The following is a 21339-nucleotide window of genomic DNA, read 5'->3' as shown; positions in this document are numbered from 1 at the left end:
GAACGGTCGGTGGACGCTGCGCGCCATGGGCCGTCTGGGCTATCCGATTGCGCGCCTATTTGCCATTCTATGCCCTGTTTAGATGCAGTGGAGGTGTACTGATCTCATCGGCGATTCTCGGGGTCTCCCGAGAGTAGGAGGAGTAGCAAGTGCCTGATGTCTACGAATTCTTGGCTCGGGTGCTCACCGGGCACATGGGGGTGCCGGCCGACCTCGTGAGAGCTGATCGGACGCTGGAGTCGATGAAGCTAGACTCCATGGCACTGGTCGAGATGAGCGTGCTCATCGACGATGAGTGCGGTTTCCCCAACGATCTCTACGGCAAGGTGACCGGGCAGGCGAGCCTGGCCCAGGTCGCCGTGTGGCTGGAAGAAGCCCGCGCGGTCCACTGCCAGGCGGCGCTGGGGACGTCGGCATGAGCGGCCGCGACGTCGCGGTGACCGGGCTCGGCGTCGTGTGCCCCGCGGGGATCGGGGTGGAGGCGTCCTGGCAGGGCATGCTGGCGGGGCGTTCGGTGGCGGCCGCAGACCCACGGCTTGCGGGTCTGCCGTGCGAGTTCGCGTGTAGGGTGCCCGGGTTCGACGCTTCCGCGCTGCTGGGAGCCCGGTTGGCGTGGCGCCTGGACCCGTTTGCGCAGATGGCACTGGTCGCGGCCCGGGAAGCGGTGGCAGATGCCGCTCTGGACCGGCAGAGTTGGGATCCGGCCCGTATCGGTGTCGTCATCGGAGCCGGGTCTAACAGCATGTACCAGTACGAGAAGCCGTTCGCGCAACTGGCCGCCGGCGACGCCGCGAAGATTTCCGCGCTGACGACTCCGCGCAGCGTGCCCAGCATGGCCGCCGGCGAGGTGGCAATGGATCTCGGGCTGCAGGGCCCGAACTTCGCCACCAGCAGCGCCTGCGCGTCGGGTGCGACCGCCTTGGGGGTGGCCAGAGCTTTGGTTCAGGCCGGGACCTGCGACATCGTCATCGCGGGCGGCGCGGAGTCCGTTCTCGCGCCGTTCACCGCCAACGCCCTGACCCAGACCCGCGCAGTGTCCGGCCGATCCTGGGACCCCGCCGGGGCCTCACGGCCGTTCGACGCCGACCGGGACGGATTCGTCCTGGCCGAAGGTGCGGCACTGCTGGTCTTGGAGCGGCTGGACCACGCACAGGCTCGCCGGGCTCCGATCCGTGCGATGTTCACCGGCTACGGGGCGTCCTGTGACGCCCATCATTTCGTCGCACCGCACCCGCAGGGGCGCGGAGCTCAGCAGGCGATGGTCGCGGCCCTGAGAGACGCCGATCTGGCGCCGGCCGACATCGGGCACGTCAACGCGCACGGAACCTCGACCATCGCCGGCGATCTCGCCGAGGCTGCCGCGCTGCAGAGCCTGTTCGCGGCGTCGCCGCCGGTCACCGCCACCAAGAGCGTCATCGGCCATGCCATCGGTGCCGCCGGCGCGATCGAAGCGGTCTGCGTCGTGCTGTCGCTGCAGCACCAGGTGATCCCCCCGACCGCCAACTTGGACAGCCTCGACCCGAAGATCGACCTCGACGTGGTCGCCAAGACGCCGAGGCCGGTCCGGCACGGCGCGGCCCTGAGCAATTCATTCGGGTTCGGTGGCCAGAACGCCGCACTGGTCTTTCAGGCCGTGTAGCGGCCGGCGCCCCGCCCATCTGCGTCAGCGTGCCAAACGCGCTGCAGGAACATCTCCATCCTCATCCGCAATCGAAAGCGATCTGTGCATGCCAGCTGCAGTCACATCCTGCGCCGAAGTCATGATTGACCGGTCTCGCCCGGCGACCGCCGTCCAATCCGTCGTCTGGGTGCCTCCCCTGGGCGGCACGGCCGAACGCCTGGGCTACCTGAAAGACGTGTCCGTTCCGGTCCTGTTCGCCAACCTCGACGCCGCCGAGCCCGACCCCGGCGACCCGTTCGCGTCCCTGAGCCGGATCGTCCAGGCCACCGCTGCCGTAGGCCGGGCCCGCCATGGTGTGGCAATGTGTCGGGGCGCCAGTGCCCTGGCCCGTGCGCTATTGGACGTCCCTGACCAGTTCGACAGCGCGGTACTGATCGCCCCGTTCGCATTCAGCCGCGCTCGGACCGACGCGGCCGACGCCCTGGCCGCGATCGCCGCTGCGGCCCACGTCGGCGACACGGCGGCAATCGAGGCAATCTTGCTGAGCACGATGGCCGAACCCGGCCGCTCCACGACGGCAGCGCGGGCCTGGGCCATCGCCTGCGCGCACCGCTACCTCGAGCCCGCCACCCGCGCCATCCTGCCGTGGCTGTCATCCGCGACGCCGACGGGCACCATTGATCTCACCACGGCAGTCCGACCGCCCACCCGGGTACTAGTCATCGGCCAGCCCGGCGACGCTGTTCACCCCCTCGACGTCGCTGAGGAGATCACAGCGTTCTTCCCGAACTCCACTCTGCACATCGGGACCGGCTCCGCCGACATCCTGGCCCGGCGCGCCGAACTCGACGCCGTCATCGGCGATTTCCTCGCCCAGGGCAGCTGAACGCCGATCCCTCGGCGGGCGGCGGAGCGCGCCGAGGCCGAAAGTCTCAGGCCCCTACGCCGCCTCGGTCGATCACCCCTCACGGGCAGGCGCGTAACGCGGAGACGTCATCCCTCTCGGCGATCTCCGGCAGGCCGTCGCCGCGATGATGGAGACGGTCAACACCTCGGTGTACGCCACCTGGCAGCACATCGGCCACACTGTCAGCTCGGCTGACATCATCTGGCTGAACGAGCAGCTGGCACATCTGGAAGGTGAGGCACTCCTGCGCCCCTGGCCGCCGTCCGACTTGGTCGGGACGCCGCGGATGCGCTGGCAGGGATACTCACCGGACACCGCCGTCTCGATGACCGCTGAGATCTTCGCCAAAGCGGTGGCGGGCTACCGCGACCTGGTGGAGACCAACCTCCCCGCGTTCGGGCCGGCCCTCGGGCTCTACAGCCTCCTGCCGGCGCGCGTCGAAGGCACGATCACGTACTCCGAGGCCCCCGGCGAATACCCTCCGCGCCTGAACTTTGCTTGGATTCCAGACCCGGCCCTCGATCCCCGCGCATCGACACCCGTCGAGCTGAGGACCGAGAACGGGCCCGGACTCAGGCCGTACTGGCACACGCCCAAGGGCCGCGTCCGGCATCACGAACCGCCTACCACATCCCCATGCTCGAAGACGGGATCACCCCGCTTGGCAGCACGCGGCCCTCGACGAACCTCGCCTACGAATGGCTGGCCCGAGACCTCCACGCGCTCGGATGGCTGAAGGATCCGACCACCTTCCACGAGTGACCGGCCCTCGCTGATAGAAGCGAATAGTACATCGAGAATGCATAAGACAACTCTGTGGAGTACGCTATCCACAGCGATAGGCGGTTTCCTTTTCGATCCCCCGTCAGTCGCCCGCTGCATCCGAACGCCAATAGTCCGGTACCGCTTGACGCCGAGACGCGGAAGCGAGATGCTCTAAACATCCGAACCGTGACCGGCCAACCTAGGCCCACGAAGCTCCTACCAGGAGCATCACAGCGCGGATTATGCCAGGTGCAGATCGTCACAGAATGCCCAGGGGTTTGGCGGGGTTATGGTACTAGACCCCTCAGGGATATGACCCCCCCACGTGTTCGGGGCGGCGAGCCAGTCCTTGCGACGATGCGTACCACAAGTGGCCCACCGGGGATACTTTGCGGGATCATTCGTAGTCGTTTGCTGGCTGGTGGTAACGCTAGTTGGCGCGCGGCTCTGTTACGGCAACACCCACTGCATCGCGATCGCGAAAGACCGCAGGTCAGTGGCCTGTTTGGCATCGACCGATCTGCGTGGAGCCCCGCCGGGGGTGCCCTCTGACCAGGCGTGCAGCCGTCAAACTCCTGAATGACAATCGCTATGTGCGACGCCCGGGCATCGGATGGGTCCGCACCACCAGCCCCACACACCTCATCAGCCCCAAGTGACTGTGATTTCTTCTGCATTTTCGGCGGCTTTACACGTGAATCACCAGGTCAGGCGGCTGCTGGCATGCCTGTAGGGTGCCCCGAACGTGCCGCTTTCCGGTTGTCCCCACAGGCTGTCTCAAGCGGCCACCTCCTTTCCCGCCGCCACCGTGCCGATCTTTGACCGGGCCGCAGTCTTCAACGGCGTGGACGGGCCGCTCGGCGTCGGCCGTCGGGAACCGCGACGCCGGCGCCTACTGCGACCGGATGGATCCGGCGGACTCGGCCTCCTCCGCGTCACGTGCTTCGAGCCCGGTGCAGTCTGCCCGGCCTGGGCCACCAGCCGCGCTGTCGCCTCCGCAGCCTGCATCGCCGACGCCGGCAGCACACTCACATACGTGTCGGCAGTGAGTACGATCGAGGAGTGGTCGAGCTGGTCGGAGACCACCTTCAGGTCCACTCTGGCCTGCAGCGCCAGCGACGCTGCGCCATGGCGTAGGTCGTGCAACCGGATCGGCGGCAACCCGTGCTCGGCAATAGCGCCACGAAGCGCCGGTAGAGATACTCCGGCGCCAGCGGCTGACCATCGACCCTGGTGAACACGAACCCGGACGGCACCACATCGCGGGCCCGGCATTCGGCTTCTTGCTTCCGGCGGTGGGCCTTCAGCACCTTCGCCGTGGTCCGATCCAGTACCACCGCCCGCACACTTGTCGGCGTCTTCGGCGGCCCCTGCACAATCTCCCCATCACGCCGCTGCACCTGATGCGTAATGAAACACAGGCCTCGGTCCAGGTCCAGATCACACCAACGCAAACCGGCAGCCTCGCCACGGCGCAGGCCGCGCACCGCGATCAGGTGGAAGGCCGCATACATCCGGTCCTCGGCGATGGCCGCCAGAAACGAAGCAGTCTGCGTGGCTGTCCATACCGCCACCGGTGGACGTTCGCCCGTGGCTCTCCAGTGCGCAATCAGGTCCTCGGTCCACACCACCGCTCGTGGGCGATGCCGCCGCGGCGGCTCAGCCTCCCGCGCAGGGTTCCAGGCGATCAGACCCCGGCGTAGCGCCGCGTTCAAGCCGGCCCGCAGTGTGGTGTGGACACGAGTGACCGTGCCCGCCGACAGTGTCGATCCGTTGCGCCTGGTGCGACGCCGGGCCAGAGCTGTGAAGAAGTTGTTGAGGTCCTTGATCGTGAGCTCCGTCAGTGGGATGTGTCCCAGGACCGGGTTGATGTAGACGTCGATGTGCTCGGTGTACGACGCCCTCGTCGATGTCGCCAGACGGGCACTGCCAGCCGCGCACACGCGTAGCCATTCTTCGAGTGTTGCGCCGGCCTCCGGATCCGCCCCATCCCGAACCAGGCCCAACGCAGACTCGGCCGCCTGATTGGGATGACCACCACGGCGCAAGACCGGCGCCCTCCCATGACGCTGCCGATCGGCGGAACACTCACCGCGAAATACCACGAGCCGTGACCCTCATCGCCGCGACCTGGACAGGTGCCGTCCAACCGCTGACCACGCCCACACCGCCAATACACCGAACCGGAACCAGGTCCGGCCACCGGAACCACCTTCTCTCGATCGACCTTGGTGGCAGCCTGCTTGATTGGGCACGCACCACCACCATCAGGATCCAACCGTCCAGAACCAATGCCCACCCGGCGTGGAAATGGCCAGCGCTGGCCATCCATAGCGCAGTGGCCCTGAGATCCGAACTGCTCCAACCCCCGACGAGGGCTGGCGAGCGCCTTGTCGGAGCCCCTAGGGGTCATTCTTCGACGCCGAGATCCGCACCATCATCTGCTCCACCAACGGCCGTCGAGCCCGCCAGTGCCCGCATTTGCCGGACAGTCAAGGCCCGCGGCCACCTCCCGAACGAGCAGACCGCGCTCAAGTGCGCCGACATGGCCATCATGAGCCTGGACCCGACCTGAGGGGGCCGATAACCTATGCGACCTGCTGGTGTTCGTGGAGCAGTCCGCCGGCGTGATCACGCCGGCGGACTCGGAACTCCTCGAGGTCGATCACCTTGTCCGGCAACGGACGCATCGGTGCGGCCTGACCGAGGGATCGGTGTGGGCGGTGACCGTTGTAGTGACTCACGTATTCGGGTGACAGCCGGATCAGGTGCTCCAGGTTCCAGACCAGGGTCCGGTCGGTGAGTTCCGCGCGTAGGCCGCGGAACCAGCGTTACATGATCGCGTTCTGTCGGGGTGCCCGAACGCCGGTGCGGATTGCCTGGATCCCGGCGGCGGTGAACATCGCGTCGAACGCCGCGCCGAACGATGCGTCCCGGTCGCGGACCAGGTACTTCACCCTCGCCCAGGCGTCATCCAGATCCATCAGCAAGGTTCCGGGCCTGCTGGGTGACCCGGTCCGATGTCGGGTGTCTCCGGGGCGGCATCGCTGCGTCCTTTGGTAGCACAAGCGGTCCGGCCGCAGTGAGGACCGGTCCTGACAGGACCCTCATACGCTGGTGCCGACGCCGGGAAGGTGTCGTGGTAAATCAAGACTCGTCGTGCATGGGTGCCGCGGTCCGTCAGTCGGTGGCTGAGGGTGAGCCTGAACTGCGCAGGAAGCATGAGGCGATGGCCGGTCAAGATGATGGTGACGTCGGTGCTCATGGGCGGTGCCGCCGATCTGGCCGGCTTGCTGCGCTGCTGACGTGCGGCGCGAGGACACCGGAGACATCGTGGGCTGCGCCGGCATCACATCGGCTGCCCCGTCACCGTCATCTGACCGCACAGTGCACAGGGCCTGACCTAGCCGCAGCCCTACCGACGCTGCCGACGTTCCGTCCGTCAATACACGGGGTGGAAGGGAAAACGCCATGCACCAAGACCGCCGGACGAGTGCCGCGCTGTTCGCGCTGCCGCTCGTCGTACCCAGATCCACCGAGTACGCCGAGTTGGGCGTGCCGCCGGCCGCGACGGCCGAGGAGATCAGAGCCGCGGCCGCGCGGCGTGATGTGAGGATGCGCGCGAGGGGCGCCGGGGACAAGGAGATCGCCGCCGCCCACGCGGTGAAGTTGGAGAACGCCCAGGCCCGCGCCGACTACGACGCGTGCCATCCGCCGCTCGCGTTGCTGCGGCTGGAGCCGACCTGGTCTGCGCTGTTCGACGAGCGGGAGGCCGGACTGGCCGTGCTGCGCCGGGAGATCGAGGCGTTCCTGTCCGCCGCCGGCGAGAGCGTGTTCCGACCCACCGACCTGGATCGCACGGATTTCCGTGGCGATTTCGCCCACCACCGGATTCTCGACGACGCTGTCGTTGAGTGACCCTGCTAAGGACCGCGTCATGGAGACAGAACTGCACAGAGTGGTCGGCATCGACCTCGGCACCACCTATTCTGCCGTCGCCGCTTACGACAAGGACGACTACAGCTCGAAGATCCTCGCCGACCCCGAGCGGGTGGGCTCTGCCGCCGCCGCCATGCCCTCCGTGGTGCGACTGGACGCTGCCGCCGGCGTGCTCATGATCGGCCACGATGCCAAGGACGCCATCGCCGGCCCGGGCGGTCCGTCGGTCGACACCATCGTGGAGATCAAGCGGGAGATGGGGGTGCTGTTCACCGAAGAGCTGCTGGAGAAGTACGGCGCGGTCGGCATCTTTCAGAAGAAGGATCCGGTCAAGGCCCGTCTCGGCGGCTCGTGGCTGCGCCCCCAGGAGATCAGTGCCCTGGTGCTGATGAAGATCAAGCGGATCGCCGAGCAGACACTGGGCGGGGAGATCCACGACGCCGTGGTGACGGTGCCGGCGTACTTCAAGGAAGGGCAGAAGCGGGCGACCGAGGAGGCGGCGCTGCTGGCCGGCCTCTACCCGCGGCAGCTCATCCCGGAGCCCACGGCCGCCGCCATCGCCTACGGTGTGGACCGGGCCGACCCCGAGAAGCAGGTCTATCTGGTCTTCGACCTCGGCGGGGGCACCTTCGACGTGTCGATCATCGAGACCCGGGACGCCGAGATCGAGGTCATCGCGACTGCCGGGGACCAGCGGCTGGGCGGCGGCGACTTCGACGACAAGATCGTCTCCTGGATCGTGCGCAAGCTCGGCGGCGACCTGCCGGCCGGCTTCGACCGGCTGCGGGTCAAGGCCGCGGCGGAGGCCGCCAAGCGCGAGCTGTCCCTGCGGGCCACGACCAGCATCGACCTCGGCGACGACCTGCCGGTGCTGGAACTGGACCGCGCGACCTTCGAGGACGAGATCAAGCTGCTCCTGGACCGCTCGCTGCACCAGGTCGGCGAGGCTCTGCAAGACGCTCAGAAGAAGAAGGGCGTGAACCGCTCGGACATCAACGCGGTGCTGCTGGTCGGCGGTTCGACCCGGATCCCGAGGATCAGGCAGATGCTGCTGGACTACTTCGAGCAGGACGCGGGGTTCGTGCGTGCCGACGCCAACCCCGACACCCTGGTCGCGCGCGGCGCCGCCATCCAGGCGCACCGGTTCGCGCCGTCGGAGGCCTTCGACATCAAGACCTCGGCGAACGCCGAGCCCTCCGGGGAGGACCAGGACTACGCCATCACGCTGATCACCGAACACACCCTCGGCGTCGGCGTCGAGGGCGGGATCTTCGACCCGCTGATCGAGCGCGGCACGAAGATCCCAGCTCGGAGGACGAAGTCCTACACGAACGGCCCTAAAGCAGGGAAAATCAAAGTCCCCATCTACCAAGGCGAGAGCGAGTATGTCTACGAAGACATGCTGATCGGCGACATCCATCTCGATGACATCGATCCCCAGCCCGCGAACCACCACACTTTCGACATCACCTTCATGCTCGACGTCAACGGGTTGCTCGGGGTCCAGGTGCGTCACGTCAACGCCGGCCAGGAGTACGAGGCGACCTTCGACCAGAGCACGACCATCGGCGAGGTCGACGAGCTGGAGCAGAGCCACCTGGGGCTGCTGAAGCTGTTCGCCGAGGGGCCTTCGCCGGCCGCTCCGGCACCGGCCGCCGCCCCGCCGGAGTTCGCCATTCCCGCGCCGGTGGCCTGGACCCCGGATCCGGACTCGGCACCGGCCTCGTCGGCCGCGTCGTCGTCCGCACCGGTCTCCGTGCCCGAGCCAGACCTGTCCACCGTCCCGGTGGAGTTCCTTCGCACAGTGCAACGAGTGTTGCGCTCGGTGCAGGACGGCCGCGCCACCGCCGTCCTCGGCCAGGCCCTGGCCGACTTCCTGACGGCCGTGGCCGCCGGCGCGGACACCGCCAGCCTGAACCAGCTCGCCGACCGACTCGAGGACGCAGATGACTCCGGTCCTCGATGAGCGCAAACAGCGCATCGCCGAACAGCTGGACGCCGAATACGTCGGCGTCGGCTGGTGGGGCCTGCTGTACCGGGCCCCTGCGCGCCGCCGCTGGTACCGGCTGATCCCGGCCTCGGAGCTCAACGCCGAACAGCGGGACGGACTGTCGGCGTGGCAGAGCCGGCCGCGCCAACCCGACCTGGTGCCCGTGCTGTCAGACGACCAGCAGGAGGACCAGCAGGAGCTGGCCGGGCAGTGGTTCCAGGTCGTGTCCTACGAGAGCGCCGCCGCGCGCAGCCTCGCCGAGGTCATCGCCGAGGACCCGGTGGCCGAGCGGGTGTCGCGAGTGGCCGACGTGCTGCGCGCGCTGCCCGGCTGGTGCGAGGCGATCGACCCCGGCCTGACCGTGCTGCCCGGCGAGGTGGTGCTCGACGGGCGCCGGCCGCTGCTGCTTCCGCTGCCGGGCTGGGGCCCGCCATCGCTGCGGGAGGTCTTCGCAGAGCCCGAACGTGTGGCCTACCTGACGCCCGAAGCGGCACGCGGCGTCGCCGACGTCCGCACACCGGGCCTTTATGCGCTCGCGGTGGCGGCCCGAAGCTGTTTCGAGACGCTGCCGGCCGGTACGGCCACAGCCCTGATGCACCGCGCCGCGTGCGCGTCCGCCTTCGCTGATCAGCACCGGGACGGCCGGCTGCCCTCGTGGATGCGGCGGGTGGACCAGGTCCAGGCGGTGCGCGAACGCCTGCGGGTGCTCACCGGCCGGGTGCCCGAGGCGGTGGCCGGCGGCGTCGACCCGGCGGCGCTGGCCGCGGCCCTGGACACGGCCTGGCAGGCGATGGATCCGATGGCGGCGGTGCGCTCTGTTCGGGACGCGGGCGAGCCGCGCCACGCCGTCGCGCTGGCGCACGCGGCTCTCGTTGACCGGCCCAGCTACCAGCTACTGCTGCTGGCCGCGGAGATTGCTCGCCGGGATCTGCGCGAGCCGTTCGCCGCGCTGTCGTTGCTCGAACGCGCGGTTCAGACCGCGCCGAAACGGTCCGAGGCGGCCGTGGAACAGCTCTCGATCATCAGTGGGCTGTTCCCAGAGGGCATGGATCTGCTGGTCGCGCTGTTCAAGCCGGCATTCGCCGCGCGGCTCGAAACGACCGCCCGCGCGGCGTTCGACAGTCTCCCGCCGGAGCAGCAGCGCGAGAGAGCCCACGCTATGGCGCGCTGCCTGATCGGCCAGGGCCACCTGGAGGAGGCCAACACCTTCGTCCACCGATGGCTGCACGAGGGCGACAAGCTGATGTGGTGGCAGTTCGACCTGATGCTCGACTACGTCGAATCCTTCCTGCTGCTCGCGTTGCGGCGCCGGCCTGACTCGCCGCAGGCGGACAACCTGCTGGACACCGCCGAACAGATGCGGGACCAGACCCGGGCCGGCTTGAGCTGGGTCAGGCAGAACCAGACGATGCCTCCGTCGCGGATCCACCGATATGGCTTGCGGCTGGCCCAGCTTGACCCGAGGCTGCTGGCCGCGCGTAACCGGAGGTACGGCTCGTGACGATCATTTTGGCGGTGGTCCCGCTCCTGCTGCTGTTTCTCGGGGCCGCGGCGGCTGTCGGCTACTTCCTCGTCGAGGTGCCGCGCCGCTGGGGCGGGCCATATGAACAGGCACTGGCTCTGCTCGCCGGCGACACCGGAGAAGAACTCGACAAGGCCGAGCGGCAGCTGGTCGAGGCAGTCAACGCCGGACCGCGGGGCCAGGCGCTTTCCCACATCCGGCTGGCCAGGATCTGCGTGCGGGCGAAACAGGGCGCGTACGAACCGGACCGCTACGCCGCTGCCGCGGCGATGCTCGAAGAGCACCTCGATGCCGAGGGCCGCACTGGGGACACCGCGGTCCTCGAGCTGTGGCTCCAGGCGCGGATGGAGAACCACGAACGAGTCGTCGAACTCTGTGCGGACAACACCGATCTGCTGGAACTCCATCCGGATAGCCGCCGCATCGCCGCCATCTCCCACTTCCGGCTGGCCGTCGACCACTGGCGGCGCCGGGAAGCCGACGGCGCCGTGCGGCACTTCGATCAGGTCCGCAAACTCGGTGAACTGACCGAGCTGGTCCCGCAGCAGTTGGGTGACCTGCAGCTGGCGCGCGGTATTCGGGACGTCTTCGACGGGCAGCTGGGCGACGCCCGTGACCACTTCACCGACGCCCGTGACCGCGCCGCGCGGCAGGGGCTGCCGACGCTGGAAGCTGAGCTCGGCCTGGCGGTCTGCGCCTGGGGCAACGGTGATCCGCGCGAACTGGGCGACCGGCTCGGCGAGCTGGCCGAGCAGGTCCCGGCACAGCCGGCCGGGGACGGTTCCGCAGCGGACGGAGCGCAGAAGGACGATCCGGACAGCGACGAGACGGCAGAAGACGCCGCTGCCGCGGACGAATCGGCAGTCGACCTGAGCTCCGGCATCGCCGTGCTCCGCTTGGTGGCGTTGCTGCGCGAATGGCTGGGCCGAGAGCCACTGTCCGGTGCGCCGTCGCCTGTGGACTTCGCCGAGCTGGAACGGCGCGCGCAGGCCGGACGCGAGGCCGATCCCAAACTCGGCGCGCCGAACCTCGTCGAAGGGCTGATCCGCTACTACTTCGCGCTGAGCCAGCCGGAGCGCGACCGGGCTCTGGACGTGCTCGAACGCGACGATGCCGCGGCCAAGAACGTGTGGCCCCCGGAAGTGCTCGAACTCGTTCGCCGCGAACGGGAACTCGGCGGCGAGGGCGATGCGATGTCCCGCTACCTCGCCCTGATCAGCGAATTCCTCGACGATTCCGGCCGGTCTGAGCAGGACCTGGCCAAGCTGCGGGCGTTGAAGGAGAGGTTCGCCCGCTTCGGCACGCCGGTGGAGTCCGACGGCGCGCAGCCGTTGCAGCCGTCCGCGGCGGAGGACCAGCGACATCGGGCCGAAGTGCTACGCCGCCGGATCGAGCTGATCGTCTACCCGCGGGTGCGGGACATGCCGGACGATGCTCCGGCCCGCGGTGTGCTGCGCGACCTGCTCGCCGAACTCGACAAGGCCGCGAACGTGGCCGCCGATGGGGCCGGCGTGATGCAACAGGCGGAGCTGAAGCTCATCATCATCACCGCGCAGACTCTATTGCCCGAGGAGAGCGATGTCCCAGAACACGTCTGACCCGCAGCCGGCCACCCCGCTGCCGGCCACCCCGCGGCCCGTCGCGCCGACGCCCGTGCCGTCGCGCACGGCCCGGCTGGCCGAGAGACTGGCCGCTCTGGCCCGGCTGCTGATCCGGGTCGGCCACTGGCTGGCCCGCCGCCTGCCCCAGGTCGACTTCGCCGACCTGCTGTCCGGCCGGATGCCGACGGTCGACCTCCCGGCCGTGCTGGCCACGCTGCCGAAGGTCGAGCACCACGCGGGTTCCGACGATGACCGGCTGTTCGAGGAGGCCTCGATCGGCAAGGTGCTGCTGCTGATGCTGCGCGTGAGCCAGGAGTCCGAGTACCTGCTGTGCCGGCAGGTGGCCGAGCACGCGCTCGGCAGCGTTCCGGACCCCGGTGCGCTGCTCGGCTGATCCGCCGCCGTCCGCGGCTGCCCGTACCCCGCCATAGAGTCCAGAAGGAGGCGCCATGACACCGAACGACCGTCCGGCCGGCGGCCTGCGCAAACGTGATCCGGTCCAGGGCCTGCACAAGCCCCCCTTCGAGCTGACCGGGCTCGGGCGCGGAGCCGATACTTTCGACCACGACCGGATCCTGGCGGATCTGGCCACGAACACCATCGAGCAGGAGGGCCTTCCGGACGGCGGGTACCTGGTCGCCCTGGCCGCGGACGCGCTCAGCAAGCCCTCGTCACTGACGATCGGCGCGGACGGCGAGGATCTGATCGAGGACGCCCGTGCGGACATCGCTGCCGGCCACTTCGAGATCGCGCTGGCCCTGCTGGAGGAGTACCTGGGGCGTTTCGCCTCGCATCAGGAAGCCCGCTTCCTGCGTGCATACTGCCTCACGCACATCGCGGAACCACAGTACGAGCAGGCGTTGCGGATCCTGCGTCCGCTGCGCGACGAGGTGACACCGAAGGAACTCGGCGAGCGGATCAGCACCCTGCGTCGGGAATTGCGCCGCCGGCTGACGCCGGGGGAGTACAAGGCCTACGCCGACACCGCCGAGAGCGACCCTCGGGGCGCGCTGGCCCGGGCCGCCGACTTCCTCGAACTCGTTCCCGAGGACGGCAAGCTCAACTATCTGCTGGCGGCGGGCCACGCCCGCCTCGGCGAGCTCGACCAGGCCCTCGACGCGGCCGAGCGCGGCGTTCTGGAGGCGGACAGCGAACGTCAGAGGATCGAGGACCTGGCCCGTCAGCTCCAGCTGATCCTCCTGCGGCCGATGGCCGAACCGGCCGCCCGGGCGTTCAAGTCCCGGAACCCGCAGCTCGCCCTGGCCCTGCTGGACGGGATCGAGCCGCGCTGGCGGGAGTCCGGCCCCATCCAGGACTTCGAGCGCTATCTGGTGCTGCTGATCCAGCACCGGAACCCGCCGGTGCCGCCCGCGCCGTTGTTGCCGGACGACCGTGCCGACGACCTCTACTCGCTGATCGCCGAAAACGACGTCTCGCGTGCGCTGGCGCTCATGGACCGTGGCGGCCTGGAACGAGCCGAGCAATTGCTGGCCGCCCTGATGACGGCGGTACCCGGGTTCAGGTGGCTGAATTTCGTATATGCGATCTTGCTCTACGAAAACGGCCGCCGACCGGAACAAGCGGAGGCCTGCGCCCGGGTCGCGATGCGGGATCCCACGATCGCTCAGGCCCGCGATCTGCTGGAGGCGATCCACGCCTGGCAGGAGTCCATCGTCATCAACCCCGTGGTCGAGGAGTTCGTCGCGGTCCTGGACGCGCTGAACGACAAGCCCTCCGCGCGGCAGCTGCCCCGGCTGCGCAGTCGGCTCGTCGCCGTCCAGGCACAGATTCCGGCCCTGCGAAAGGCCGTTCGCACGGCGGAGGGCAAGAAGGCCGTCGAACATCTCGGCACGGCGACCGGGAACTGGATCTCCGAGCTGGACAAGGCCGAAGTGGTGAGCGCGTTCTTCGACGAGTACGAGCGCATCATGACCCCGGTCGTCGGCGGTCTGAAGACCGTCCGGGACGCCAATCAGCTCGCGACTGCCCTGGACGCGCTCGGCGTGCGGATCCGGGCGGCCCGCACCGGGACGGGCAGCACCGGCGGCAGCGGCAAGCAAGATCGGGCGCACCCGTTGGATGAGCTCGCCGACCGGGTCGAGGCGCGCCGTGCCGAAGCCGGGACCGCGCGCACCACCATTGAGGTCTCCGAGCTCGTGCGGCGGTTCAACACGCTGATGGCCCCGCTCACCTCCGGGTCGCCGGACGCGCGGCTTTTCCAGGCGGTGGCCGCCCTCGCCAAGCCAATCGGCCAGGAGGCGGTCCGGCTGCGCAACGCTGCCGGGCGAGGTCTGGACTCCCGGGACCGCCAATCTCTCGATCAACTCATCGCGACGATCGAAAGGCTCTGGCCATGACCGCGGGCGCTGAGGCCGCACCCCAGCCGGCCGACCAGTGGGACGTATTCATCAGCTATGCACGCGAGGATTTCAAGGAGGCCAAGGGCCTGCAGGACGCGCTCCTGAAGTACGTCAAGGAAGACGGCTCGACACCGCGGGTGTACCTGGACGTCTCACGGTCCGGCACCCCCGCGGGAGTGGACTGGCAGAGCTACCTGGAGGAAGCGCTGCGTCATTCGCGGTACATCGTCCCCTTGTATTCGCCGACGTACTTCGAGAAATCCGTCTGCGAATGGGAGCTGCACGAGGCCTACCGGCTCAGCGTCGTGCAGCCCGACACCGAGCTCATCCCGGTGCTCATCCACTCGGGGGCGGTCGAGAAGGTCCCGTTCGTCGTGCACGGGATCAACTGGATCGCCACGACCCAGCCGGACTGGTTCGACGTGCTGCGCGAGGCCACCAAGCTCCGCACGGCGGCCATCCGCCGGATCCTGGGCTGGCCGGGTCCGGCACCCGAGGCGGTCGCGGGCCGGACGCTGGAGCCGGTACGCGTCAGCCTGTCGCTGACCGACGGCTTGCGCGAGGCGGCGGCCGGTGTCTCCGTCACGCTGTCGGCGGAGCCTGACACTGCCGGGTTGACGGGCACCCTCACCGTCGACGCCGACCGGGGTGAAGCCGTCTTCGACGACCTCGTGCTGCATACGGCGACCGACGAGGTCCGGCTCGTCGCGACCGCCGCGGGCTGCGAGCGCGCGGTGAGCGAGTCTTTCCCGGTCCGCTCCATCGAGGTGCGCCCGCCGGTCGGCGCGCAGGGCCCCGGAGTGCTCGTGGCCCGCGGGCGCCCGGTCTTCTTCCCCGACGGCCGTGCCCTGGCCGTCCTGGATGACAGCACCCTGACCGTCTACACCGATCGATACCAGAGCGCGGGTTCTGCCGAGCTCAAGGGGCGGCCGCGGCTGTGGGCGCGGGGACGGCGCCTGCTGGCCGTCGCCGACTGGGCGGGCCGGGTCCTGCTGGCCTCGCCGGACGGCGAGATCCGCACCTGGGACATCCCGGCGCACGACGGTGCGTGCTTCAGCGTGCCGGGGGCGCTTGCCTTCGACGGGGACGCGCTGTATGTCGGCACCTGGGCCGGCGAGGTGTGGTCGGTGCCGCTCGGCGGCGAGGCGGCACAGACGGTGCTCAAGCATCCGTCCGGCGTCCAGGTGCTCACCGCCGACCGTGGCCGCTTCCTGGTCGGCGGTCTGGACGGGACCCTCGCCCACGTGATGGACGGCCGGGTCGTGGCCGAGCGCCGCCTGGAGCCGGTGCTGCTGGGGGCCGCGCTGGTGAACGGTTTCGGGCTGATCGTCGGCGAACAGTTCGTCTATCGGCTGGACCTGGCCAAGGACCAGCTTCTGCGGGTCAAGCAGCCGGTGACCGGAATCGCCGGGGTCCTGCCGGGTTCGGACCTGACGGCCATCGTCGACGCCGAGGGGCGGTTCGTGTGTTTCGACACCGAGTTGGCGGTACGGGTGGGCTTCCGCACGGTGCCCGGAGCGCGACCGGTGGATGTCGCCGAGGGCGGGCGGTTGCTGGTCCTGGAGCATCCCGACGGCTCGCACTCGCTGGTGCGTGAGGGCCGTGCCACCTCAGTGTCCAGACATCCGTTCGCCGTCTCCCCGGACGGACGCCGTGCAGCGGCGTCGGACGGGAGCCGTCTGGTGGTCCTGCCGATCGGCGAACTGACGGAAGGCGATGGCGTATCGGAGGAAGTGGGAGACCGGGGATGAGATCAGATACTGAGATCGGCTCGGGCCCCAGCGGTTCCAGCCCCCTGGAGTCCCGGCCCGAGGTGCTGTGGCGGCTGATCGACCCGGTGCATCAGCGTTTCACCGCCGGGAGCCCGCTCCCCGCAGCCCACGCCGCTGCGCTGGCCGAGGCGTACTTCCGCATCAGCGTGCATCCGGACACCGGGCCGAAGCGGGCCATCGAGCTGCTCGGCCATGCCCACCAGCTGGATCCGGCCAATCCGAAGTATCCGTATCACCTCGGGCGGCAGTATCTGCGGCGAGGGCAGCCCGGCTCGGCGATCGAGTGGTTGCAGGCGGCGGCTGCCCGATCGCCGGTGAACCACCGGGTCCGAGCTCATCTGAGCATCGCGTTCCGGGATCTTGACGCACAGCGCCGGGACGACGCCGGGTACACCGGCGCGGACCGGGCCACGGGAGAGAAGATTGCCGGCGAGGTCCGCGGCGGGGTGGACCACTACGATCCCTCGGCTCATGCCACGGCTGATCTCAGTGGTAAGTCCAAGCCCAAACCCAAACCCAAACCCAAAACCGATGCCGACGCCAAGGTTGAAGCCAAAGCCGCTGACGCGAAGACTGACGCAGAAGCCGCCGAGGCCGCGGATGGTTCCCAGACCTCCCACCAATCCGCCACCGGCGCGGACCCAGAGCCTTCGGCGACGATCGCGCTGATCCGGCCCGGCGTGTGCCGGTGGTCGGGCATCCACGATGTCGAGGCCGAGAGCCGGCTGCGCGGCCGGGCCACGGAGCGTACCCGCGACGTGCTGGTCGCAGAACTGGAAACCGTCGCCGAACTCGCCGGCCGTCGGCCGGGCGGCAGGGCCGCGTTCACGGTTCTGGCCGTGCAGTGGATGGTCTGGGGCTATCCCGTCGCGACGATCCGCCGCCTGGCGGAGCGGCTTTCGCCCGACGACGGTCCCTCGGCTCGCCTGCTGGAGCGGGTGTGCGGGCTCTTCGAGACCGATCCGGCCGAGCTTCCCGGCCGGCTCGCCGAGTGTCTGGCCGAGGGCTCTGTGCCGGACATGCTCGCGGCACTGATCCACCACCGGCGACTGTTGTGGCGCCCACTGCGATTCCCAGACCTCGGCGCACACGCCGCGGCTCGGGAGTCCACTGAAGGCGAACCGGACCGGCACGTCAAAGCCCTGGAGGCAGCCCGGCGGGAGCTGAGTGCCGAACAGCCGGGGCCGATGGCAGACGTGGCGGACGATGCCGCCGCGGTGCAGTCGACGGCCGCCGATCCGGACTCCCGACTCGCCGCCTTCGAGAAGGTGACGAGCGAGCTCAAGACGCTGCGAGACGACCTCAAGAGCCAGATCGGCGTCTTGACCAAGGCCACGAAGAACGCTGATTTCGACTATGTCGGGGTGGCGGGGGACCGGCGCCTCCTTGAGGACCTGGCTGACGGTCTGGAGCAGGTTCGTACGGGGTGGCTCGCGGTATTTCACCAGTTTCAAGACACCGAGCCGGCCGGGCTCGTTATGGACTTCGCCGAGTTCCAGCGGCGGCTTCAGGATTGTGAGTCTGTGCTCCAGGAGTCGTTCCGCAGCACGGTCATCCCTTTGAGGAGACAGGTCGACAAGCGGCTGAAAGAGTTGGAATCCGTACACACCGGCATCGATCCTGCTCCTACTCCTGCCGCCACCGACCTAGCCGCCCGATGTGCCACGCTGGATCTGCCACGTCAGGCGGCGGCGTCGGATGCCGATCCGGCCGAGGCCTCCGGTCCGGCGCACGCGCACCAGACCGGTGGTGTCGAAGCCACGCCGCGCGGGGAACCGCCGGTCCGGGCCGACGCGCGAGAACAGATCGCAGACTCCTTGGCCGCGGCCGAGCAGGCTCTCGATGCCAATTTCGGTCAGGGGTGGCAGACCCTTGAACCGTACCCGCGTGCGCTGCGGCATCGTGACGCGCTGGTCCTGCTTCGCGGCTATCTCGGCGGCCGGCAGGCCGAAGCCGAATTCCGGTTCGGCCGCTTGTCCGCGGCCAGGCGGGTCTGGAACGCGATGCTCGCCGACGATCCCCTGCACCCGGGCGTGCTGCACAACCTCGCGGTCGCGCACACATCCGCAGGCGATCCCGTCGAGGCCGCGGAAGCGTGGGGCCGGTACGTCGAGGCGGTGTATCTGCGAGACCTCCTGCACGGCGAAATCCGCCGAGGCGCCGCGGCGCGGGAGTCCTTGCACAGGGTCCTCGCGGCCTCCTTCGGGACGACTCCGCTGTGCGTCGCGCCGAATCGGGGTGACGATGACGCGGACCTCGCGCGGCAGATCCCGCTGCTGCTCGCCAGCCGTGCGAAGGTGCGGCTGGCCACCGAGCACCTGCGGCTGGAGGAGCTCAACCACATGGTTTCGCACCGCAGTCCGATCCTGCTGCTCGGCATCGGCCGGTCCGACGGTGACGGCGCGTCGGCGGCCCGGGAACGTCGCGCCGAGGCGTTGCGCGCGGCAGTGTCCTTGCTGCCGGCGCGGGTGCGGGACGCCATGGAGCGGGAATGCCTCCGTTTGCTCGACGCGGCCTGCAGCGAGGCCTCGGAGGCGAAGGGACGCGTCCGCCGGTCCGGGGATCAGGCGGAGGAAGACGTGCACGAGAAGTGGGTGATGGGGCGGATCGGGTGGAAGCGCGGACTCCGCAGCGCGGTCCTGGACGGTGACTGGCCGCTGAGCGACTACTCCGGCGCGGTCGTCGCCAATCTGGCACTCGTCGACGCGGTGTCGCTGGAGGCGAAGGATCCGCTGCTCCGGGACCGCGTCCAGCAGTCCTTCCCTGGCAAGGACCCGGACCAGATGATCCAGATGCTCGACGGCATCTCCGGCGAGGCGGCGCGGTTCGCGCTCGGCCAGATCCTGGCCGCCGCCGAGGCCGCGACGAATTCGTCCGAAGCCGACGCGCAGCGCTTCGCCGAGCACTTCCGACGTATCGGCCGCTCGTGGGGACGCAACGCGGTGCCCGAGCCGTGGTCGGGGATCCTCGACGACCTGGTCCAGCTCTATGGTGCGAAAGCAGAGCCGGCGTTGAAGATCCTGCAGAAGCGGCACGACTCCACGGACGACGCCGACCGCGAGGTCCTGGCGGCGGCGGTGCCGGTCCTGGAATCCTGGGTGGAACGCCTGCCCGGCGCCACCGGTCCAGCGCGCACTCTGGCCATGATGCTCGGCCGCCTCGATCGCTATGACGACGCTCTCAGGGTGCTGGCGCGCGCCGACGCCGAGGCGGTCAGCGCCGCGGGCCGGGAGAAGGTGCTGCGGGAGCGCATTCAGCTCGACATCCTGCGGGGCCAGTACCAAATGGCCGTCGACACGCTCTGGTCTCTTGTCGAGAAGAATCCGGACGACGAGCAACTTCGGGTGCTGCTGACGAACGCGTTCGACCGGTGGATCACATCCGGGAAGGTGGTCCCGACGCCGAAACAGATCACTGCGGCGTTCTTGCGCTGGACGGATGAGGAAGCGGTTCGCAACCGCCGGATATTGGCGTTGAACGCGGCGCTCAAGGGGCACCGTGAGGGTGCCGGTGTGGAGCCGCTTGTCCGGGTGCTGCGTGAGATGGTCGAATACGATCCCGATCACTTGATGGCGCACTATCAACTCTGCGAGGCACTGGTCAGCATGGCCTGGGAGCACCGCCAGAATATGAGGCGGTTCGCCGGAGCGAAGCGCGAAGAGCTGCGTACGGTGCTGGAGTCGGTGAGCTCCGAATGCCGCCGTCGTGCATTGGCGCTGAGGCCGCGGCTTAAGGGGGAGGAGTACGCCAAGCACCGTCAGCAGCTCGACAACATTCTGCAGGAGGTCAGCGTCACGGCCTAGGGCGCAGGTTCGGAGACCACCCGCAGCAATACGTCCACAACCCGGTCGATGTCCGCGGGACTGGACAGCAGCCGGGCCACCGTTTCGTCGGTGTCCGCCATGCTTCCCGGCGCGCAGCTCATCTCGTCGGCTCCGGTTCTGCCGACGAAGACGACGCCGAGCACGTCGACGACTGTCGCGCGGGGGTCCCCGCCGGCCCGGATGCGTCCGGCGGCCGTGTTGATCGCCTCGGCTGCCAAATCGCGGAGCCGCGCGTCGGCGAGCTCTGCCGGGTTCGTCAGCGGGAGGGGATCCGGGTCCCCGCTGTCGCGGGGCCCGGGGATCAGCGGAGCCTCTTTGCGACCCAGTGGGCGCTCGATGTAGTTCTCGTACCAGGCTCGGCGGCTGCGCATCGCGGTGAGGACCCGCTCGACGTCGGCGGCGATGTGGATCCCGGTGGTGTCCCAGTCGCCGGCGGCGCCCGGGCGGTGTTCGGCCCACGCGCTGAGCGGCCAGGGCCCGTGGGCTGCCGCGGTGGGGACGCCTACCCAGGTGAGTATCTTCAGCGCCAGGCTGCTGAGCCAGGGGTCATCGAGGGCGGCGTCGAGCCAGCCGGGGACGCGGGGACGCTGCTGGGCGCCACGCTCGCCGCGCCGCTTGCGGTTGGCGTCGACGGTGACCGCGGTCAGGCGGGCCGTCATCCAGCCGCCGAGGTTCGCTATCGGGCGGTCGGCGTGCCGGAGCAGGTCGGTCCGGGCGGCTTCGACGTCGTCCTGAAACCGGTCGCGGCAGTCCGGCAGTAGGCGCGCGGGCACCGAGGCGCAGCCGAAGTGGCCGCGATGGCGCTCGACGCGCCGGGTGAGTCGTTCGTAGACGAGGTCTGAGACGACTTGGTACAGCAAAGCGTTCGCGGTCTCCGGATCCTCTTCCAGAAAAGCCATCAGGCGCCCTTCTCCGAGCGCGAGGTGGAATTCCAGTTCGGACCTCTGCCTCGACAACACCATGCCAGCCATGCCCCTACTCCTTCGCTTTGCCCTTTCGCTGGAAACCGTCGACGGTGCTTTCACCGTATGGTGCCGC

Annotated in this window: 16 protein-coding genes and 2 pseudogenes; 13 read left to right on the top strand and 5 right to left on the bottom strand. The window is 69.1% G+C overall.

What is annotated here, in order from left to right; all coding sequences use genetic code 11:
* The first annotated feature begins 149 nt into the window (after positions 1-149).
* The 4 genes from IZR01_RS01275 to IZR01_RS52045 all read left to right on the top strand — a co-directional run bounded on the left by IZR01_RS01275 (position 150) and on the right by IZR01_RS52045 (position 3290).
* Positions 150-419, top strand: a complete 270-nt coding sequence (locus IZR01_RS01275) for an acyl carrier protein (RefSeq protein WP_194891432.1) — start codon at positions 150-152, stop codon at positions 417-419.
* Positions 416-1639: a beta-ketoacyl-[acyl-carrier-protein] synthase family protein gene (locus IZR01_RS01270; protein WP_194922550.1), complete on the top strand. Its 1224-nt coding sequence runs from the start codon at positions 416-418 to the stop codon at positions 1637-1639. Before IZR01_RS01275 ends, IZR01_RS01270 begins: the two co-directional genes overlap by 4 nt.
* A 121-nt stretch (positions 1640-1760) precedes the next feature.
* Positions 1761-2507 (top strand): hypothetical protein, encoded by a 747-nt coding sequence (locus IZR01_RS01265; protein WP_194922549.1) that lies wholly within the window; start codon positions 1761-1763, stop codon positions 2505-2507.
* Positions 2508-3164: 657 nt separating this feature from the next.
* The gene (locus IZR01_RS52045) at positions 3165-3290 is read left to right on the top strand and encodes a hypothetical protein (protein ID WP_267254735.1); all 126 of its coding nucleotides are present in this window, start codon (positions 3165-3167) and stop codon (positions 3288-3290) included.
* A gap of 780 nt (positions 3291-4070) precedes the next feature.
* On the opposite strand, the gene IZR01_RS54020 is transcribed toward IZR01_RS52045, so the two are convergent.
* Positions 4071-4439 (bottom strand): site-specific integrase, encoded by a 369-nt coding sequence (locus IZR01_RS54020; RefSeq protein ID WP_369125463.1) that lies wholly within the window; start codon positions 4437-4439, stop codon positions 4071-4073.
* Entirely contained in the window at positions 4382-5341 is a 960-nt protein-coding gene (locus IZR01_RS01255) for a tyrosine-type recombinase/integrase (RefSeq protein WP_194922547.1), read from the bottom strand. Before IZR01_RS01255 ends, IZR01_RS54020 begins: the two co-directional genes overlap by 58 nt.
* Before the next feature lie 367 nt (positions 5342-5708).
* On the opposite strand from IZR01_RS01255, the pseudogene IZR01_RS49865 reads away from it, so the two are divergent.
* Positions 5709-5865: pseudogene (locus IZR01_RS49865) on the top strand (transposase); the annotation flags it as partial.
* Positions 5866-5881: 16 nt separating this feature from the next.
* Here the strand turns inward: IZR01_RS49865 and IZR01_RS54015 are convergent.
* Both IZR01_RS54015 and IZR01_RS49860 read right to left on the bottom strand, forming a co-directional pair.
* A pseudogene (locus IZR01_RS54015) lies at positions 5882-6106 on the bottom strand (integrase core domain-containing protein); the annotation flags it as partial.
* 18 nt (positions 6107-6124) lie between these two features.
* Positions 6125-6277 (bottom strand): hypothetical protein, encoded by a 153-nt coding sequence (locus tag IZR01_RS49860; protein ID WP_228553783.1) that lies wholly within the window; start codon positions 6275-6277, stop codon positions 6125-6127.
* 487 nt (positions 6278-6764) lie between these two features.
* Here IZR01_RS49860 and IZR01_RS01245 point away from each other — a divergent pair, with 487 nt between their 5' ends.
* The 8 genes from IZR01_RS01245 to IZR01_RS01210 are packed head-to-tail and all read left to right on the top strand — an operon-like array spanning position 6765 to position 20280.
* Positions 6765-7211 carry a hypothetical protein gene (locus IZR01_RS01245; protein WP_194922546.1) on the top strand — a complete coding sequence of 149 codons (447 nt, stop codon included), beginning with the start codon at positions 6765-6767 and terminating at the stop codon, positions 7209-7211.
* A 19-nt stretch (positions 7212-7230) separates the two neighbouring features.
* Positions 7231-9198, top strand: a complete 1968-nt coding sequence (locus IZR01_RS01240; RefSeq protein WP_194922545.1) for an Hsp70 family protein — start codon at positions 7231-7233, stop codon at positions 9196-9198.
* Positions 9179-10723, top strand: a complete 1545-nt coding sequence (locus IZR01_RS01235; RefSeq protein ID WP_194891425.1) for a hypothetical protein — start codon at positions 9179-9181, stop codon at positions 10721-10723. The genes IZR01_RS01240 and IZR01_RS01235 overlap by 20 nt, the downstream gene beginning before the upstream one ends.
* A complete protein-coding gene (locus IZR01_RS01230; protein WP_194922544.1) occupies positions 10720-12342 on the top strand; it encodes a hypothetical protein in 1623 nt (540 codons plus the stop codon). The genes IZR01_RS01235 and IZR01_RS01230 overlap by 4 nt, the downstream gene beginning before the upstream one ends.
* Positions 12323-12739, top strand: a complete 417-nt coding sequence (locus tag IZR01_RS01225) for a hypothetical protein (protein WP_194891423.1) — start codon at positions 12323-12325, stop codon at positions 12737-12739. The genes IZR01_RS01230 and IZR01_RS01225 overlap by 20 nt, the downstream gene beginning before the upstream one ends.
* 55 nt (positions 12740-12794) lie before the next feature.
* Positions 12795-14702, top strand: a complete 1908-nt coding sequence (locus tag IZR01_RS01220) for a tetratricopeptide repeat protein (RefSeq protein WP_194922543.1) — start codon at positions 12795-12797, stop codon at positions 14700-14702.
* A complete protein-coding gene (locus IZR01_RS01215; RefSeq protein WP_194891421.1) occupies positions 14699-16456 on the top strand; it encodes a toll/interleukin-1 receptor domain-containing protein in 1758 nt (585 codons plus the stop codon). The genes IZR01_RS01220 and IZR01_RS01215 overlap by 4 nt, the downstream gene beginning before the upstream one ends.
* A complete protein-coding gene (locus IZR01_RS01210) occupies positions 16453-20280 on the top strand; it encodes a hypothetical protein (protein ID WP_194891420.1) in 3828 nt (1275 codons plus the stop codon). Before IZR01_RS01215 ends, IZR01_RS01210 begins: the two co-directional genes overlap by 4 nt.
* On the opposite strand, the gene IZR01_RS01205 is transcribed toward IZR01_RS01210, so the two are convergent.
* Entirely contained in the window at positions 20277-21200 is a 924-nt protein-coding gene (locus IZR01_RS01205; protein ID WP_194891419.1) for a hypothetical protein, read from the bottom strand. The two genes, IZR01_RS01210 and IZR01_RS01205, sit on opposite strands and share 4 nt — an antisense overlap.
* Between the last annotated feature and the right edge of the window lie 139 nt (positions 21201-21339).

This window comes from Catenulispora pinisilvae, from assembly GCF_015356865.1.
GTDB classification, from domain to species: Bacteria; Actinomycetota; Actinomycetes; order Streptomycetales; family Catenulisporaceae; genus Catenulispora; species Catenulispora pinisilvae.
This window is presented reverse-complemented; position numbering and strand designations above follow the sequence as displayed.